The organism is Shewanella maritima, from assembly GCF_004295345.1.
Taxonomy (GTDB): domain Bacteria; phylum Pseudomonadota; class Gammaproteobacteria; order Enterobacterales; family Shewanellaceae; genus Shewanella; species Shewanella maritima.
Genome location: NZ_CP036200.1, coordinates 2,655,001 through 2,671,595, shown reverse-complemented (window position 1 = coordinate 2,671,595; position 16,595 = coordinate 2,655,001). Strand labels below are relative to the sequence as shown.

Below are 16,595 nucleotides of genomic sequence, written 5' to 3'. Positions count from 1 at the left end.
TTTATTTGGTACTTTAGGACACAATTACGTTTTCTAGTTGGAAACCACTCATGCCATCGACAGCTATAAACTTAGGCTTATCAAATCTTTTCCTGAGAAAAGGGCTTTTGACTGAAGAAACGCTTTCAAGCGCAATATCAGAATCAAGAAAAACAAAGCGTACTCTTGTCTCGACTTTAGTTGCGACAAAGAAGCTGTCTGCTAGAGAAATTGCTGAGCTTTGTTACGAAGAGTATGGTACTCCATTACTAGACTTAAGCGAGTATGATGTTAAAAACATCCCTGAAGACTTACTCAACAAAAAGCTAATCGATAAGCATAAGTGTCTTCCATTGTTCAAAAGGGGAAATCGCTTATACATCGCAAGCTCAGATCCAACCAATATTTCCGCATTAGAAGACTTTCAATTTAGCTTGGGTCTTCACGCTGAAGCGATTCTAGTTGAAGATGACAAACTGTCCCAAGCAGTAGAAAAAGTGCTTGAAGATGATCTATCTAGCCTAGATCTCTCTGGAGTCGACGAGGAAGCCCTTGCTGGGATGGAGGTGGCAGAAACCGAACGTAATGATGAGCCCGAAGGCGACAGCAGTGACGATGCCCCAATTGTTATTTACATCAACAAGATTCTAACCGACGCCATCCGTAAAGGCGCTTCTGACTTGCACTTCGAGCCATATGAAAAACGCTACCGCATTCGTTTTCGCATCGATGGGATTTTACACGAGGTTTCAGAACCACCTGTAAACCTGGCAGGTCGAATCTCAGCACGATTAAAGGTGATGTCAAAGCTGGATATTGCTGAGCGCCGCGTGCCTCAAGATGGCCGCATTAAGATGAAGCTGTCACGTACTAAATCAATTGATTTTCGTGTCAGTACTCTACCTACAATCTGGGGCGAGAAGATTGTAATGCGTATTCTGGATTCATCTTCCGCTCAGCTTGGTATCGAAAAACTCGGTTATGAAGATGAGCAGCGCCTGCTTTATGAAGAAATGCTAGCCAAACCCCAAGGCATGATATTAGTGACCGGCCCAACTGGCTCCGGTAAAACTGTATCCCTTTATACTGGCCTTAATATCCTTAATACGGAAGAGCGTAATATTTCAACTGCTGAAGATCCGGTTGAGATTAACTTAGAAGGTGTTAACCAAGTTCATATTAACTTGAAAGCAGGTTTAACCTTCGCTTCAGCTCTTCGCTCGTTCTTACGTCAAGATCCAGACGTGGTAATGGTCGGTGAGATCCGTGACTTAGAAACCGCTGAGATAGCCATTAAAGCGGCACAAACCGGTCACTTGGTTTTATCAACTCTCCATACAAACTCAGCAGCAGAGACCTTAACCCGTTTGGTTAACATGGGCGTACCTGGCTACAACATTGCCAGCTCAGTCAACCTAATTATTGCACAGCGTCTTGCAAGGCGTTTATGCCCTGAGTGTAAAGAGCCTGAAGACGTGCCTCAAGCAGAGCTAGTAAAGCTTGGTTTTACTGAACAAGATATCGCAACAGGGTTCACCGTATACAAGCCTGTTGGTTGTGAATTCTGTTCTGGAGGTTACAAAGGCCGTGTAGGTGTCTATGAGGTAATGAAAATGAGTGATGAAATCGCCCGAACTATTATGGAAGGCGGTAATTCACTGCAAATAGCTAATCAAGCAAAAGAACAAGGCATGAATGACTTACGTCAATCAGGGCTGCTAAAGGTCGTTCAAGGTGTGACGAGTATTGCTGAGATTAACCGCGTAACTAGTTTCAATTAACCAAAAAACTATCTAAGCTTAGCATTAAGCTCTAGTTTTTAAACGAATAATACATAAGGACATGCCAATGGCTACTGCAAGAGCCAACAAAAAAGCAGGCAGCAATGTAAAACACCAGCCGAAAGTTTTTACCTTTGAGTGGAAAGGTACCAACAAGGACGGTCAACGTACATCTGGCGAATTACGCGGAAGTTCTATTGCAGAAATCCGCAGTGTTTTAAAAGCACAGGGGATTTCTCCAAAAGGAGTACGTAAAAAGGCTGCCCCATTATTTAAGACTGAGAAAAAGATCTCTGCAATGGACATTGCAATGATCACTCGTCAAATTGCAACTATGCTTGCCGCTGGTGTTCCCTTGGTAACAACAATCGAACTATTAGGCAAAGGGCACGAAAAAGCTAAAATGCGAGAGCTCTTAGCGACTATTCTTTCTGATGTGCAAGCAGGTATTCCTCTTTCTGACTCTCTTAAGCCTCACAGGCAGTATTTTGACGACCTTTATGTCGACTTAGTTGCAGCAGGTGAGCATTCAGGTTCTTTGGATGCAGTCTTTGATCGAATAGCGATCTATAAAGAGAAAGCTGAAGCCCTAAAATCAAAAATTAAGAAAGCTATGTTTTACCCTGCAGCGGTTGTTGTTGTGGCAGTCGCTGTTACAACATTACTGCTTTTATTTGTAGTGCCACAATTTGAGGATATTTTTAACGGCTTTGGTGCGGAGTTACCCGCTTTCACCCAAATGATCATTAATATCTCACGTTGGCTGCAAGGGTCTTGGTACTTCTTTGTCATTGGGATTGCAGCTGCAATATTTTTGTTTAGGCGAAGCCATAGAAATTCTCAGGTATTCCGAGATCAAGTTGATACCTACATATTAAAAATACCTGCTGTTGGCGACATTTTACATAAAGCCGCTATGGCTCGCTTTGCCCGAACGCTAGCAACCACCTTCGCAGCAGGTGTTCCACTAATTGATGGCTTAGAATCTGCGGCGGGCGCATCCGGCAATGCTGTCTACCGAAATGCACTGAACAAAGTGCGTACCGAGGTCATGGCCGGTATGCAAATGAATGTAGCTATGCGAACCACGCGTTTATTCCCTGATATGCTAATTCAAATGGTAATGATTGGTGAAGAGTCTGGTGGATTAGACGACATGCTCAACAAAATCGCCAATATTTATGAAATGCAGGTAGATGACGCGGTGGATGGCCTTTCAAGCCTGATCGAGCCAATTATGATGGTAGTAATTGGTACGCTAGTCGGCGGTTTGATCGTCGGCATGTACCTGCCAATCTTCCAAATGGGTAATGTGGTTTAAACCTTCGCTCTCACAACAAGGTCAACCATAAGAGAACAATAACAAGATGACCGAATTTTTATCTTCTTTTACTTCTAGTTTTGTATCCACAATGAGCCAGACTCCCTGGCTTTTTGTGGTTATTAGCTTTATTTTCGCTGCCACTATCGGCAGTTTTTTAAATGTGGTGATTCACCGTCTGCCAGTTATGATGAAGCGTGAATGGCAAAGCGAGTGCAACTTCTATCTAGATGAATATCATCCAGATATCGTTAAACAAGTTGGTAAAGGCAAGCTTGAAAAGCCAATTGATGAATACCCGCAAAAGTACAATCTAATTGTACCTACATCAGCTTGCCCTAAGTGCAAAGCCAAAATAAAACCTTGGCACAATTTGCCTATCTTTGGTTGGTTACTACTTAAAGGCAAGTGCGCAAATTGCCAAACCAGCATTTCACCACGTTACCCAATTTTTGAGTTTATCACCGGCGCTTTGGTTGCCACGCTGGCATATTATTTAGGCCCAACGACACAATTTGCTCTAGCAACACTACTCACCTTTGCTTTAATCGCACTAACAGGCATCGATTTGGACGAAATGCTGCTGCCAGATCAAATTACCCTGCCGCTATTGTGGCTAGGCCTAATCATTAACTATCAAGGGGTGTTCGTCAGCCTAGAGGATGCGGTGATTGGTGCAGCCGCCGGTTACCTAAGTTTATGGAGTGTATTCTGGGGCTTCAAGCTGTTAACAGGTAAAGAAGGCATGGGCTACGGCGATTTCAAATTGATGGCAGTATTTGGTGCCTGGCTCGGCTGGCAAATGCTACCTTTGATTATCCTGCTATCTTCATTAGTCGGCGCGGTGATTGGTATAGCAATGATTGCCACCAAGAAACTACATTCAGGTAAGCCAATTCCATTTGGCCCTTATATCGCAATTGCTGGTTGGATAGCGTTAATTTGGGGGCACGATATTATCAATTGGTACCTAGGCTCATTTGTCTAGCCAAGAGTAATTGAGAATTATGTCTTCCACATACATAGTCGGTCTATCTGGTGGCATTGGCAGCGGTAAAACAACCGTTGCCAATTTATTTGCCGCCAAAGGCATTGAATTGGTTGATGCAGATATTGTTGCGCGGGAAGTCGTTGAGCCAAATACTCCGGGATTAAATGCAATAGCGCAGCACTTTGGTGCTGAAGTACTAAATCCAAACGGTGAACTCAACCGTCAAGCACTGCGTGACAGAGTGTTTAATAACGAAAGTGAGCGCCTTTGGCTCAACAAATTACTGCATCCACTAATTAGAAAAACCATGTTAGAGCAAGTACATAGTGCACAAAGTGACTATGTTATTTTGGTTGTGCCCTTGCTATTTGAGAATGGGTTAGATAGCTTAGTCAATACCACTTTAGTTGTTGATATTTCACCCGCATTGCAGAGAAAACGTTCAGCGACTAGAGACAACACGTCTCAAAAGGCTATTCAGAAAATCATGGATAGCCAAATGAGTCGCGAACAGCGCTTAACTAAAGCTGAGCATATTATTGATAATCAAGGCGACATCGCCTCACTTAATCAACAGGTGGACAATCTTCACCAGTACTTTTTAGCTCAAGCAAGGCGACAACAATAACCACGAGCTGTAATGACTAAACAATAATAAGATTAGCTAATCATGACCAATTTGATTTATGAGCAACCCCTAAATGAAAAAACGCGCAGCTATCTGCGTTTAGAGCATTTAGCGACGCACATAAAACAAGTTACTGAGTCAGATCACCAACATCATTGTTTTGAGCCGATCTTCTCTCTCGCAGACTTAACTGAACGCTGCGACTTTTCTTCAGACGTATTAAAAGATATTGATAAGCAGGTGTTGCTGTTAGATAAATGGCAAGCATTTCCACATGTCGATACCGAGCAAGTCTGCGCACTTATTAAAGAGCTCACTCAAGCCAAAGCACAGCTGTATTCTAGCGGCCGCTTAGGTGCAAAGCTTAAACAAGATAAATTCATCTCGGCCCTAAAACACAGATTTAGTATGCCTGGCGCTTGCTGTAGTTTCGACTTACCACAGCTACATTACTGGTTAAGCTTACCCTGGCAACAACGCCAGCAAGATATCATTAATTGGACCGAAGAATTTCAGCCACTACTCAAAGCCATCACACTTATTCTAAAGCTCATTCGCGACTCTTCTGAATTCATCAACGCCTCTGCCAATGCAGGCTTTTACCAAGCGAACGCGGATAAAGCATTATCGCTTATTAGAGTCCGAATCAATGCCGATCAAGCTTGTTACCCTACAATAAGTGGTAGTCGCAATCGTTACGCCATTCACTTCGTGGATTTCGACCGTCAGAAACATACCGACAAACAAATCACATTCTCACTGGCAGCTTGCGAATAAAGCCTTTAAAATTTAGCCAAACTTTATTGCAAGACGATTTCATGCCAACAACTGTAAATTGCCCTATTTGTAAGACCCCTGTCGTGTGGGAACCACAATCTAAGTTCAAACCATTTTGCTCTGAGCGCTGTAAAATGATTGACCTTGGAGATTGGGCCGACGAGAAGCACGCCATTCCAGTAAAAACACCTATTGACCCAGAAATGTTTGCCGACATCGATCTCGATGAAGCAGGCTTTGATGAAGGCGATTTTTTCAAAAAGGATTAATTCTAGATGCTAAAACGAGTGCATGTTGCGGTTGGCGTAATTGTTAATCCAAACGACCAAATTTTACTGGCATTGCGCCACGGTCACTTACATCAAGGTGGCAAGTGGGAGTTTCCCGGCGGTAAAGTCGAACAAGATGAAACAGTCACACAGGCGCTAATTCGTGAACTAGCGGAAGAAGTGAACCTAGAGGTTGCTGACTCAACGCCATTTATGGAGATAAGCCATGATTATCCAGATAAGCATGTGCTACTTGATATTCATCTAGTGACTAACTTCTCAGGTGAAGCAAAGGGGCTTGAGCAACAGCAAATAGCCTGGGTTGATGTCAACGAACTTGAGAACTACCAGTTCCCTGAAGCCAACAAGCCAATTTTAGATAAGTTGTTGGCCGAGTTTCCTAAGTCACTCTAGATTTCGACATGAGACCCTCGATTAAAAGCTCTTCGAGGGTGACAGTGTTATTAAACGAGGAGCATGGTTGGTAAGCCATACTCTAGACATTCCAACGCAGTCATCCCCAAAATGTTTATTTCAGTCACTCCCGTGACGCTTCAACGCCGTCATTCCCGCGATGCTTTTTCAGTCGTTCCAACATCGTCATTCCCGCAATGCTTTTAAGCGGGAATCTGCTTTACAAGGACGTCAACCTAAACCATTAACGATACCAACTCGGTATCTCGGTTTCATAATCTGCAATTGGTTGCTCAAACGACAGGGTTAGTCCAATCGCATCTAGGCCATTAAGAAGCTTGTGTCTTGCTGATTCTGCAATAGTAAATGCAAATGACTCTCCAGATGGTGACGTCACAGTCAGCGCTTGCAAATCCACAGTGATCTCCCCGCCTTCTGTGGCCTCAACTTCATCAATCAACTGCTGAACTTGAGCTGCGTCAAGCTTTACAGGCAACAAGCCGTTGTTGATGGAGTTACCGTAAAAAATATCGGCAAATGTAGGTGCTATGACCGCCCGTAAACCAAAGTCTGCCAACGCCCAAGGAGCATGCTCCCGACTTGAGCCACAACCAAAATTTTCCTGAGCTATTAAAATCGATGCGCCTTTATAGCGTGGCTTGTTGAGTGCAAACTCAGGGTTAGGTTTGTCGCCAGCATCATCTAAATAACGCCAGTCGTGAAACAGGTGCACGCCAAAACCGTCGCGGGTCACCTTAGATAAAAACTGTTTAGGGATAATCTGGTCGGTATCGATATTGGCACTATCAATCGCAACCGCTAGCCCCGTGTGGCTGGTAAATGCTTGCATTCAAGACTCCTTATTAGTTGCAATAGTTACGATTAGTACGGCTTACGAATATCAACAAAGTGGCCTGCTACAGCGGCTGCGGCTGCCATAGCTGGGCTTACCAAATGAGTGCGACTGCCACGCCCCTGGCGACCTTCAAAGTTACGATTGCTGGTCGATGCGCAGCGATCGCCCGCTTCCAACCTGTCATCATTCATTGCAAGACACATAGAGCAGCCTGGCAAGCGCCACTCAAAGCCAGCATCTACAAAGATTTTGTCTAAGCCTTCTGCTTCAGCCTGTAGTTTTACCTGCCCAGAGCCCGGCACCACAATCGCGGTGACACCTTCGGCCACTTGTCGACCTTTGGCATGACTTGCCGCTGCACGTAAATCTTCAATACGCGAATTAGTGCATGAGCCAATAAACACCTTGTTGATAGCGATATCTGTCATGTTGGTGCCCGGAGTTAAACCAATGTACTGCAGAGCTTTTTCCATGCTGGCCTTAACGGTGGAGTTAGCTTCATCTGCTGGATTTGGCACGCTTGAGTCAATAGCCACTACCTGACCCGGATTTGTCCCCCAAGTTAGCTGCGGCGCAATATCTTTAGCTTCTAGCACGACTTCACTGTCGTACTCAGCACCTTCATCGCTCGCCATCGCCTTCCAGGCAGCAACTGCTTGGTCCCAGTCTTGACCTTTAGGCGCAAATTCACGACCTTCAAGATAATCAAAGGTGGTTTGATCCGGCGCAACCATGCCAGCCTTTGCACCCATTTCAATTGCCATGTTGCATAAGGTCATGCGTCCTTCCATTGAAAGGTCGCGAATGGCCTCCCCGCAAAACTCAACCACATGCCCGGTGCCGCCATCCATACCAAGGCGGCCGATAATCGCTAGCACTATATCTTTAGCGGTGATGCCTGTTGCAACTTTACCGCGCACTTCAATCTTCATGGTTTTGGCTTTTAACTGACGTAAGGTTTGCGTTGCCAGCACATGCTCAACTTCTGAGGTGCCAATACCAAATGCCAGTGCGCCAAATGCGCCATGGGTCGCGGTATGAGAGTCACCACAAACAATAACCGCACCAGGTAAGGTAATACCCAGCTCTGGCCCCATAACATGCACAATGCCTTGGTTAGGGTGATGAATATCGTATAGGCGAATACCAAAGTCTTTGCAGTTTTGCGCTAAGGTTTCTACCTGAGTGCGCGCCATAGGGCTTAATGCATCAAGGCTAGCACTCTTTGTGGACGTGTTATGGTCCATAGTGGCGAAAGTTTTTTCTGGCGCTCTTAGCTTACGCCCCGCGACTTTAAGGCCGCTAAACGCCTGTGGCGATGTCACTTCGTGTACAAGATGACGGTCAACATAGATAATTGGTGCTTCGCCCTCAGGCTCGGCTACCACATGAGCATCCCACACTTTCTCATATAAAGTTCTTGCTGCCATTACGCACCCTCCCTAACAGCTTGAGCAATGTAATCACCCATTTGCGCAGTTGTTTTGGCATTGCCGCGCTCTGACTCATCTAACAACTCGCCAGTTAAGTAACCATTGGCTAAGGCTTTACTTACCGCGCGCTCAATAGCATCAGCCGCTTCATCTAACTTCAAACTATGGCGAAGCAATAAGGCTGCCGACAATATCTGCGCCACTGGGTTAGCAATACCCTTACCTGCTATATCCGGCGCGCTGCCGCCTGCTGGCTCATACATGCCAAAGCCTGAGCTATTTAAACTTGCTGATGACAACAGCCCCATCGAGCCAGTTAACATAGCAATTTCATCAGAAATGATGTCACCAAACAGGTTCGAACACAGCATCACATCGAACTCATTTGGGCGGCGCAGTAGCTGCATAGTGGCGTTATCGATATAGATATGCTCTAGCTCAACATCAGGGAAGTCTTTCGCGACCAGCTCAACAACTTCACGCCACAAAACTGAGCAAGCTAAAACATTAGCCTTATCAACCGAGGTGACTTTTTTATTTCGACCTTGGGCTGCAGTAAATGCGATTCTAGCAATTCGCTCAATCTCTCGGCGGCTATAACGCATAGTATCGAAAGCTTCTTCGTTTTCGCCCTCACCCTGGCGACCTTTTGGTTTGCCAAAGTAAATACCGCCTGTTAGCTCACGCACACAAAGCACATCAAAACCACGGGAAGATATATCACTGCGAAGTGGTGACATGTGCTCAAGTCCAGTGTGCAACTTTGCTGGGCGCAAATTGCAGAACAAATCAAAGTGACCACGAAGCGGTAATAGCGCGCCACGTTCTGGTTGCTCATTTGGCGGCAAATGCTCCCACTTTGGGCCACCGACGCTACCAAATAAAATTGCATCAGCAGCCTCACAACCTTTTAATGTCGCCCCAGGTAGCGGGCTACCATGATTATCAATAGCGATACCGCCAACGTCATACTCGCTATACTCAATATTTAAATCAAAGCGGCGTTCAACTTCAGTCAGTACTTTTCTGGCCTCGGCCATCACTTCTGGACCAATACCGTCACCGGCTAAAACAGCTATTTGATAACTCATACGCCACCTAACTCCTTTTGTTTTGATTTCTGTTGTTTATAGTCTGCAACCTTGTCAGCTCGATAGGTTAAATTCATGACATTAATCAGTGCTTGTGCAGATGCCTCTACTACGTCAGTTGCCAAGCCGACACCATGAAAACGCTGACCTTTATAACTTGCAGTAATATCTACCTGGCCCAGTGCATTTTGCCCTTCGCCTTTAGCGCCTAACTGATAGCTAGTGATGTCGATATCGCGCTTAGTCGTCCGCTCAATGGCATTGTAAGCTGCATCAACTGGGCCATTTCCTGTCGCAGCCTCAGTTAGCACCTGATCACCAACCATCACCTTAGCTGTCGCGGTAGCTATACCTTCGGTCGAGTCTGAGTGCACCATAAGATGCTGCAGCTGATATTGATCATCGTCTTGCGACTGTGACTCAATGAATACCAAAGCCTCTAGGTCATAATCAAATACCTGACCTTTCTTATCAGCAAGCTTTAAAAACTGCTCGTAAAGTGAATCCAAGTCATAATCCGACTCTTTGTAGCCCATCTCTTCCATGCGATGCTTAATCACATGTCGACCTGAGCGGGAGGTCATATTTAAGTTATTGCGGTTTAATCCGATACTTTCTGGCGTCATGATCTCATAGGTATTTTTTGCTTTTAGCATGCCATCTTGGTGAATACCTGATGAGTGAGAAAACGCATTGCTGCCAACGATGGCTTTATTAGCCTGAATCGGCATATTACAAAGCTGACTAACTAGTGAAGAGGTGCGATGGATCTCTTTCGCATTGATGTTACTTTCAATATTCATCAAGCCTTTACGCGTCGCTAAGATCATCGCGATTTCTTCTAATGAGCAGTTACCCGCGCGCTCACCGATACCATTGATAGTACATTCAATCTGCCGCGCCCCTTGCTCGACCGCGGCAATCGAGTTAGCAACAGACAAACCTAAATCGTCATGGCAATGCACAGAGATCACCGCTTGATCGATATTTGGCACGCGATTAAACAAGGTTTGAATAATGCCACCAAACTCACTTGGCACTGTATAGCCAACCGTATCAGGAATATTAATCGTACTCGCGCCAGCTTTAATTGCATGCTCAACCATGCGACATAGATTATCGATAGGCGTGCGCCCAGCATCTTCACAAGAAAACTCAACGTCATCGGTAAACTGCCGCGCATATTGCACTGCGCCAACAGCCATATCTAGCACATCATCAAATGAACGCTTTAGTTTGCTTTCAACATGAATGGTTGAGGTAGAAATAAAGGTGTGAATACGAAACTGCTCTGCGACCGACAACGCCTGCGCCGCAGCATCAATATCTTTTTGTAAGGCGCGAGATAACGCACAAACGCGACTATTTTTAATCGTCTTAGCAATGGTTTGCACTGATTCAAAGTCGCCAGGCGATGAAACAGGAAAGCCCACTTCCATCACATCAACTCCTAAACGCTCAAGTGCTAGGGCAATTTGGAGTTTTTCTTTCACCGTTAAACTGGCAGCAAGCGCTTGCTCACCATCGCGAAGTGTCGTGTCAAAAATGATCACTCTATCAGACATACCTATTCTCCAAATAACATCGCATCTATCACGCTATCGGTTACGTTTTGTAACCTCTAAACTAGTCACAAAAATTAGTCGCACTGGGCAAATAAAAAACCCCGCTACTACTGTGCGGGGTTTATCTATGTGCCAATACTTATTTACCTAGTTGCACACAGGACTCCGCACTCTCTCTAGTTAAGAGAATGAGGTTGCTAGAGAGCATAATCAGTCCTAATCGCAACGGCTGTTTATTCATAAAACTTAAATAAGTATTCTAAAATCTGCTTGTTGTTGACTAATATTTATCGCGCAATGGGGGTCGCTGTCAACCGCTTATTGGTCAACTTGAGGAAATTGACGACTTTATTTTGATCGCATTAAATTTTTGTTACCCCAACCCAAAACAATCGCAATTTAATCTCAAAATATGGCAATTGGCGAGATTTTATTGCGAGATGTACTTGTAAGGATTTGTCACCTTTTAGTACCGATAACTGACTAAATCGAGTGGCTCAGCTCTCCAATTCAATAGCGCATAAAAACCATAGTTTACTCAAAACAAATCCATTAGGTTTTATGGAGAACTGCGCTGGCAGAGTGCCACAGAGCGAGATTAAACAGGTAAGCTTATTGTGGAGTAGCGAATATTGAATTGCTGGATATATACGCAGCAAGCAACAGCCAGGGGTAAATGAGCTTTGGGTAAGCAAGCCTCTTTAGCATGGACGCAAAAGTGGAGCCATCAGGGATGATCTCACAGCGTTTTGCGCCAACAAAGTTCATTTACCTTTAGCACATAGATGATGCTCAATGACTCATACTGTCGCCATTAAGCAACAGGGCACATTCGTTAGGCTTGTTTTACAAAACAATTAGTTAAAGTTATTTAGGATCTGAAATCTCAAAATAGATGATTAAATCAGCCTTGCGCTAAGTAGTCACCTATCTCATCAAGGAAGTCACCACCGAAGCGCTCTAACTTAACTGCGCCGACACCGTTCACTGCGAGCATTTCTGCCTCAGACGTTGGCACCATAGCAGCCATTTCAGCAAGGGTTGCATCATTGAAGACCAAATAAGGTGGGATATCGTTCTCTTCAGCAATCTCACGGCGCAGTAGTTTCAAGCGAGCAAACAACTTGCGGTCATATTGTTGTGGTGCGCGTGAGCGGCGTTTTTCCACCACTGGCGTTAATTGAATACGCGGCTCGGCAAGCATCAACGCTAGTTCACCTTTGAGCACAGCACGTGCGGATGGATTAAGCTTCAGCGATGAGCCTCGAGTAATATCCTGACTGGCATGACCTAAATGAATAAGCTGGCGAGTCACGCTAATCCAGTGCTCAGTAGATTTATCTTTACCTATTCCCCAGGTGGTTAGCTTGTCATGGCCGCGATCGAGCACATTAGCCGCTTTAGAGCCGCGCAGCACGTCAATCGTATAGTGAATGCCAAACTGCTGATTCAGACGATAGATACAAGACAGTACTTTTTGCGCATCCTGAGTGCCATCATATTGTTTAGGTGGGTCCAGACAAATATCGCAGTTACCACAAGGCTCAGAAGCACTCTCGTCAAAATAATGCAGCAATACCTGCCTTCTGCATGTTTGTGCCTCAGCAAATGCAGCCATGCTATTAAGCTTGTGAAACTCGACTTGCTGCTGTGGCCCTGGCTCAGATTGCTCAATAAGATGTCTGACGCGGCCAATATCGGCTGGGTCAAACAGCATATAAGCTTCGGCATCCAAACCATCACGTCCGGCGCGCCCCGTTTCTTGATAATAAGCTTCAATGCTTTTTGGAATGTCATAGTGCACCACAAAGCGCACATTCGACTTATTGATCCCCATACCAAAGGCCACTGTGGCGACCACGATTTCAATCTGATCTTTAATAAACCTATCTTGTACATCTGCACGAACTTCTTGGGTCAAACCTGCATGGTATGCCTCAGCTTTAAACCCTTGCAGACGCAAGCGCTCAGCGACCTCATCAACACGCCGGCGGCTGGAGCAATACACAATGCCGCTGCTACCATTTTGCGCTTTTAAAAACTGGCGCAGCTGGTTAGCCGCGTTGAGTTTCTCAGCAACGGTGTAGCGAATATTTGGCCTGTCAAAGCTAGATAATAGTACGTGAGGGTTAATAGTCAGTCGCTGACAGATACTATCGCGGGTTGCTTGGTCGGCAGTAGCGGTCAACGCCATCATAGGAATATGAGGGTAGCGCTGTTTTAGCTGACCAAGTGCGGCGTATTCAGGTCTAAAGTCATGCCCCCACTGACTAATACAATGGGCTTCATCCACAGCAAACATGGATATATTGAGGTTAGACAAACGCTCCATAAAGTCATAACTCAACAAGCGCTCAGGTGAGATATAAAGCAGTTTAATCTTACCGTTATGTAACCCGCGCAATACCTGCATGGCCTCCTCGCGTGGCTGCGATGAATTGATATAAGCCGCTGCGACGCCTGACTGAGTTAGGCTATCAACCTGATCTTTCATCAATGAAATAAGTGGCGATACCACAATGGTAACGCCTGGCATTAACAAGGCTGGCAGCTGGTAACACATACTCTTACCACCACCTGTAGGCATGATCACTAAGGTGTCATGACCACTCAAAGCCTGTTCTATCACATCTCTCTGACCACGACGAAAATCCCGATAACCAAACACATTTTGTAGTGTTTCAGCTAAAGGGTCGGCAGTTATTGCAGTAGCAGAATTTACAGAAGAGATAGGTAAACCTTAATCAAGATGACTCAAAAACAGCCGTATTTTAATTCACACTAATCCGATTGTCTCGGCAAATTATTTAAACAAGTGTTTGAACATTGCCAAAACTCGCGCTAGCTTTGTAGTGTCGACTCATATCAAGGACAGAAGAATGACAACCAGTGTACAAAACATCGCCCTACAACAAGTCGCTGAAATTTTTGACCAACATATCCCTTTTCATAATCACCTTGGACTTAATATCAAGCACTACGATATTAGCGGTGTTGAAGTCGAAATCATCATGAAGCAAGAGCTAATAGGCAATATTCATCACAGCATACTCCACGGCGGCGTGACTGCTACTGTGCTCGATGTAGTAGGCGGACTGACCGCATTTGCAGGCTTGGTTGCATCACGAGACGACTGGTCGGTAGAAGAGCTACAACAGCGGCTAACAACGTTAGGTACGATTGATTTGCGAGTAGACTATTTACGCCCTGGTCGAGGTCAGATATTTACTGGTACGGGTAGCGTCATTCGTGCAGGTAATCGCGTGTCGGTATGCCGCATGGAGCTTCATAATGAACAAGGAACCCATATCGCATTTGGCACTGGCACCTATATGGTTGGTTAACGTCAGTGAGCCTCGATTTCGAGACCAAAATTTTTTACATCAACTGATGTATGAAACTTAGTATTTAACCTGAGCGTGGAATAAGAAATTGTCGATAACTATATAATCGAATGAATCACCAAATTAGTATTTCTGGCGAGATAGTTTTGACTAGTTCAAGGCGAAGCCACGCGTCAATAGCTAGCCTATTGCAAGTGCCTTCAACGCAGAAATAGGCGAAAATAGCCGTCAGTAATCGGTTGATTTTTCCAGGTTCAGGTTAAGTAATACTTGTGCTATGACTGGGTGAGACCTACAATCCATGCCTGTTTTCTAGCCTAGTAAATTTAAGTAGTTCTCATGCCTCATCTTGATTATCGAAAAGGAGTCATCCTTGCCATATGTGCTTACACCCTTTGGGGAGTAACACCGCTTTATTTTAAGTTACTACATGAGATCTCAGCTACCGAAATCCTAATCCACAGGGTACTTTGGTCATTTGTATTTCTGCTCGGGCTAATGAGCTTTATTGGTGGGTTCGGTAATCTCAGAAATGTACTTAAACAACCAAAGCAGCTATGGATACTACTGATAACCTCAGTGCTTATCGCCACCAACTGGTTGATATTTATTTGGGCCGTGAATACTGATCAAATGCTCGACGCCAGCCTGGGGTATTTCATCAATCCGTTAGTGAATGTTGTATTAGGAATGTTGTTCCTGTCAGAGCGCCTGCGTAAACTACAATGGGCAGCGGTTGCTCTAGCAGGCTCTGGTGTCGTCATCCAGCTCATCTCATTTGGCTCGATTCCGTTAATTTCACTAGCGCTAGCAGGCACCTTTGGATGCTACGGACTGTTACGTAAAAAAGTAAATATTGATGCCAAAACGGGTTTGTTAGTAGAAACCGCAATTTTGCTTCCAGCAGCTTTGGGTTACCTAATGTTTGCGGTAGAGCCAAGTGAGATCAGCGTATTCACTAACTCAACTAACATGAACTTACTGTTGTTAGCTGCAGGCATTTTCACCACTGTGCCTTTACTCTGCTTTGCTGGCGCCGCGATACGCATACCACTTTCGACACTAGGTTTTTTCCAATACATAGGTCCAAGTATTATGTTCATCATGGCTGTCAGCCTATACAACGAACCTTTTAATATGGAAAAGGCTACTACCTTTGGTTTTATCTGGTCTGCGCTCGCTATTTTTGTGCTCGATATGCTACTTCATCAACGCAGTAAGAAGCGTATCAAATAAGTGTCAGTGTAGCTCTAATACTCAGTAGAGCATCTTTCATTAAAGCCAAGTAAACCAGATTGTTTTACTTTGCTTTAACCACAGCATCTAGCTGACAGCTAACCCCCTGATTCGCAGCGACTCTAAACTTGATATTCACTGTTATTCTCTATAGTAACAAGCGTGTCAGCTACAACATGCTAGGACTCCCTGTGTTGATTTAGATATTACAATTGCCTCTACAGCCCCCATTGCAGAAGCCATAGAGCTGTTCTCGCCTTGGATAGCTAACAAATATTGTTGAGCAATGTCCTAGTGTAAAGTACACATACATTGTGTGTCGGAATAAAGTCTGAAAGTTGCGCCTTAGGGACTGTTCTAAGTTGGGAAGTCTTTAATAGTAATTGGTATTAGGGTTCTGGAAATGGTCAGCTTCGAACAAGCTATCCGCGCTACATAAGCGCATGAAGCAGTGCTTCATAAACGCACTCACTTCGCCCTACGGCCGCCAAGGATGGCAGAAGTGTCGATTATGCAGGATACAATCATCGACCTATCACATCTGCGCATGCCCTGTTTGTTCCCCATGTTCGAATAGCCTTTCAAAAGCTGAACATACAAAAAAGCCCCAACACGTCGTGCTGGGGCTATTTCGTAAATTAGGCGTCTGGAAATGACCTACTCTCACATGGGGAAACCCCACACTACCATCGGCGCGATTGCGTTTCACTGCTGAGTTCGGAATGGATTCAGGTGGGACCACAATGCTATTGTCTCCAGACAAATTTGTTATCTAACCGCTACTTTATTCTCTGTAGCCATTAGATTAATTCGGAAAGCTGTTATTGCTTTTTGTAATTGAGTCACACTATCTAAGTGCTCTATCTAAAATCTAAGGTTATAACCACCTAGCAAAACCCATCTGGGTTGT

The 16,595-nt window shown here is 44.8% G+C and carries 14 protein-coding genes and 1 rRNA gene; 9 read left to right on the top strand and 6 right to left on the bottom strand.

Annotated elements, in window-relative coordinates:
* Window positions 1-50 precede the first annotated feature (50 nt).
* The 7 genes from pilB (at window position 51) to mutT (ending at window position 6,160) form a co-directional block, all read left to right on the top strand.
* Entirely contained in the window at window positions 51-1,760 is a 1,710-nt protein-coding gene (gene pilB, locus EXU30_RS11475; RefSeq protein WP_130600172.1) for a type IV-A pilus assembly ATPase PilB, read from the top strand.
* A gap of 67 nt (window positions 1,761-1,827) precedes the next feature.
* Entirely contained in the window at window positions 1,828-3,081 is a 1,254-nt protein-coding gene (locus EXU30_RS11470; protein ID WP_130600170.1) for a type II secretion system F family protein, read from the top strand.
* Between the two features lie 46 nt (window positions 3,082-3,127).
* The gene (locus EXU30_RS11465; protein WP_130600168.1) at window positions 3,128-4,069 is read left to right on the top strand and encodes a prepilin peptidase; all 942 of its coding nucleotides are present in this window, start codon (window positions 3,128-3,130) and stop codon (window positions 4,067-4,069) included.
* Between the two features lie 19 nt (window positions 4,070-4,088).
* Window positions 4,089-4,700 carry a dephospho-CoA kinase gene (gene coaE / locus EXU30_RS11460; protein ID WP_130600166.1) on the top strand — a complete coding sequence of 204 codons (612 nt, stop codon included), beginning with the start codon at window positions 4,089-4,091 and terminating at the stop codon, window positions 4,698-4,700.
* Between the two features lie 42 nt (window positions 4,701-4,742).
* Complete coding sequence (zapD, locus tag EXU30_RS11455) at window positions 4,743-5,477, top strand: cell division protein ZapD (RefSeq protein ID WP_130600164.1); 735 nt, start codon at window positions 4,743-4,745, stop codon at window positions 5,475-5,477.
* Window positions 5,478-5,518: 41 nt separating this feature from the next.
* Window positions 5,519-5,746: a DNA gyrase inhibitor YacG gene (gene yacG / locus EXU30_RS11450; RefSeq protein ID WP_130600162.1), complete on the top strand. Its 228-nt coding sequence runs from the start codon at window positions 5,519-5,521 to the stop codon at window positions 5,744-5,746.
* 6 nt (window positions 5,747-5,752) lie between these two features.
* The gene (mutT, locus tag EXU30_RS11445) at window positions 5,753-6,160 is read left to right on the top strand and encodes an 8-oxo-dGTP diphosphatase MutT (protein ID WP_130600160.1); all 408 of its coding nucleotides are present in this window, start codon (window positions 5,753-5,755) and stop codon (window positions 6,158-6,160) included.
* 244 nt (window positions 6,161-6,404) lie between these two features.
* Here mutT and leuD read toward each other — a convergent pair whose 3' ends face one another.
* The 5 genes from leuD to recQ form a co-directional block, all read right to left on the bottom strand.
* Window positions 6,405-7,010 carry a 3-isopropylmalate dehydratase small subunit gene (gene leuD / locus EXU30_RS11440; RefSeq protein ID WP_130600158.1) on the bottom strand — a complete coding sequence of 202 codons (606 nt, stop codon included), beginning with the start codon at window positions 7,008-7,010 and terminating at the stop codon, window positions 6,405-6,407.
* 32 nt (window positions 7,011-7,042) lie between these two features.
* Window positions 7,043-8,446, bottom strand: a complete 1,404-nt coding sequence (gene leuC, locus EXU30_RS11435) for a 3-isopropylmalate dehydratase large subunit (protein ID WP_130600156.1) — start codon at window positions 8,444-8,446, stop codon at window positions 7,043-7,045.
* On the bottom strand, window positions 8,446-9,540 hold the full coding sequence (gene leuB, locus EXU30_RS11430) for a 3-isopropylmalate dehydrogenase (RefSeq protein WP_130600154.1): 1,095 nt from the start codon (window positions 9,538-9,540) through the stop codon (window positions 8,446-8,448). The genes leuC and leuB overlap by 1 nt, the downstream gene beginning before the upstream one ends.
* Window positions 9,537-11,105, bottom strand: a complete 1,569-nt coding sequence (gene leuA, locus EXU30_RS11425) for a 2-isopropylmalate synthase (protein WP_130600152.1) — start codon at window positions 11,103-11,105, stop codon at window positions 9,537-9,539. Before leuA ends, leuB begins: the two co-directional genes overlap by 4 nt.
* Window positions 11,106-12,009: 904 nt before the next feature.
* Window positions 12,010-13,809, bottom strand: a complete 1,800-nt coding sequence (gene recQ, locus EXU30_RS11420) for a DNA helicase RecQ (RefSeq protein ID WP_130600150.1) — start codon at window positions 13,807-13,809, stop codon at window positions 12,010-12,012.
* A 175-nt stretch (window positions 13,810-13,984) separates the two neighbouring features.
* On the opposite strand from recQ, the gene EXU30_RS11415 reads away from it, so the two are divergent.
* Both EXU30_RS11415 and rarD read left to right on the top strand, forming a co-directional pair.
* Window positions 13,985-14,449, top strand: coding sequence for a thioesterase family protein (locus tag EXU30_RS11415; RefSeq protein WP_130600148.1), 465 nt, complete (start codon window positions 13,985-13,987; stop codon window positions 14,447-14,449).
* Window positions 14,450-14,788: 339 nt separating this feature from the next.
* Window positions 14,789-15,685 carry an EamA family transporter RarD gene (gene rarD, locus EXU30_RS11410; protein WP_130600146.1) on the top strand — a complete coding sequence of 299 codons (897 nt, stop codon included), beginning with the start codon at window positions 14,789-14,791 and terminating at the stop codon, window positions 15,683-15,685.
* Between the two features lie 644 nt (window positions 15,686-16,329).
* Here rarD and rrf read toward each other — a convergent pair.
* A 5S ribosomal RNA gene (gene rrf / locus EXU30_RS11405) occupies window positions 16,330-16,445 on the bottom strand.
* Window positions 16,446-16,595: the final 150 nt, after the last annotated feature.

What these genes read in the sequence shown, in the direction of transcription:
- pilB (WP_130600172.1), top strand. Translation starts at nt 51, where the DNA reads ATGCCATCGACAGCTATAAACTTAGGCTTATCAAATCTTTTCCTGAGA.
- EXU30_RS11470 (WP_130600170.1), top strand. Translation starts at nt 1,828, where the DNA reads ATGGCTACTGCAAGAGCCAACAAAAAAGCAGGCAGCAATGTAAAACAC.
- EXU30_RS11465 (WP_130600168.1), top strand. Translation starts at nt 3,128, where the DNA reads ATGACCGAATTTTTATCTTCTTTTACTTCTAGTTTTGTATCCACAATG.
- coaE (WP_130600166.1), top strand. Translation starts at nt 4,089, where the DNA reads ATGTCTTCCACATACATAGTCGGTCTATCTGGTGGCATTGGCAGCGGT.
- zapD (WP_130600164.1), top strand. Translation starts at nt 4,743, where the DNA reads ATGACCAATTTGATTTATGAGCAACCCCTAAATGAAAAAACGCGCAGC.
- yacG (WP_130600162.1), top strand. Translation starts at nt 5,519, where the DNA reads ATGCCAACAACTGTAAATTGCCCTATTTGTAAGACCCCTGTCGTGTGG.
- mutT (WP_130600160.1), top strand. Translation starts at nt 5,753, where the DNA reads ATGCTAAAACGAGTGCATGTTGCGGTTGGCGTAATTGTTAATCCAAAC.
- leuD (WP_130600158.1), bottom strand. Translation starts at nt 7,010, where the DNA reads ATGCAAGCATTTACCAGCCACACGGGGCTAGCGGTTGCGATTGATAGT.
- leuC (WP_130600156.1), bottom strand. Translation starts at nt 8,446, where the DNA reads ATGGCAGCAAGAACTTTATATGAGAAAGTGTGGGATGCTCATGTGGTA.
- leuB (WP_130600154.1), bottom strand. Translation starts at nt 9,540, where the DNA reads ATGAGTTATCAAATAGCTGTTTTAGCCGGTGACGGTATTGGTCCAGAA.
- leuA (WP_130600152.1), bottom strand. Translation starts at nt 11,105, where the DNA reads ATGTCTGATAGAGTGATCATTTTTGACACGACACTTCGCGATGGTGAG.
- EXU30_RS11415 (WP_130600148.1), top strand. Translation starts at nt 13,985, where the DNA reads ATGACAACCAGTGTACAAAACATCGCCCTACAACAAGTCGCTGAAATT.
- rarD (WP_130600146.1), top strand. Translation starts at nt 14,789, where the DNA reads ATGCCTCATCTTGATTATCGAAAAGGAGTCATCCTTGCCATATGTGCT.